The organism is Aeromonas lacus (genome assembly GCF_000764665.1).
Classification (GTDB): Bacteria; Pseudomonadota; Gammaproteobacteria; order Enterobacterales; family Aeromonadaceae; genus Aeromonas; species Aeromonas lacus.
Map to the genome: position 1 here is coordinate 1 of NZ_JRGM01000170.1, position 967 is coordinate 967.

The 967-nt window shown below is 34.6% G+C and carries 1 protein-coding gene; it reads right to left on the reverse strand.

The window, feature by feature from the left end; all coding sequences use genetic code 11:
- Positions 1-139: 139 nt before the first annotated feature.
- Entirely contained in the window at positions 140-589 is a 450-nt protein-coding gene (alaE, locus tag LG31_RS20645; protein WP_084059663.1) for an L-alanine exporter AlaE, read from the reverse strand.
- Between the last annotated feature and the right edge of the window lie 378 nt (positions 590-967).

A 967-nucleotide genomic window follows, 5' to 3' on the forward strand; every position in this document is an offset into this window, starting at 1 on the left:
GCTCAAAGGACTCGTTGCTATAATTCCACGGTGATAGATTTTTAGTTGGGGCGAGCCTCAGCAGTGCCGTAAACCTCTTCAGCTTTAAAAATATGAATGACTAACGCCGTAATATTCACTTTCTTTTCACTTCACAGATTCATCTAAGTTTAAAGATACTCTGTCTTATAAAGTTACGATATATTCCGTATGGTCTTCCAACTACACCAGCAATCAAGCTGAATACTAATATGCTTTTTAGCATTTGCTCTCCAGATGCACCACTTATTGTTAAATTGATAATGTAGAGAGGCATTTCAAATGATAAATATGCCAATGTGTCAACCAGGTATGGTTTTATTCCTTTGTCCTTATTGGTAAGGTTGAAACGTTCAAATACCCAGTCTCTCCAGATACCAAAAGGTCTTGCTGTTGCAGTTATAATAAAAAGTCCAATAAAACGAGCGTAAAGATGTGTAGTCAATGACATCTGGGAAAAACCAAGCTCAAGTGGTATTGCAATAAAATAACAAAACGTATTGAGCGCAAATGCATCTGCCCAAAAGTTTATGTATTGCTTTCTACGTTTATCTGTTAATGGTAAATTCATTCATACTCCATTATATATGTTTTGTGAACGTTTTTTTTCAGTAGGGGTAAGTGGTTTTTAATGTAAGCTGGTTATGGTTATATAATATTCTCAGTCAGTGTTAAGGCTTGGAAGTAAAGTCTTAGACATTAAAATTTTTATGATTTATTAGGTTTTTGGACGGTGTTAAGTGTTACCGATTTCATTAATGAGCACATAACGTTAAAGTATTTCATAAGCAAATAAAAATTATTAAATGTAAATAAATGTAATTTTCATTAAATTCTTGATAATGGCTGTTTACCCGTTCAAAAGATAAGTGATGTGGGTTTTTTATGATTATAGTTCGGCGGTTAAAACCCTGAGTGGCCGTGTAGTGGAGCGGGGGCTGTCCAACTC

Coding starts and splice junctions, on each gene's coding strand:
- alaE (WP_084059663.1), bottom strand. CDS start 589: ATGAATTTACCATTAACAGATAAACGTAGAAAGCAATACATAAACTTT.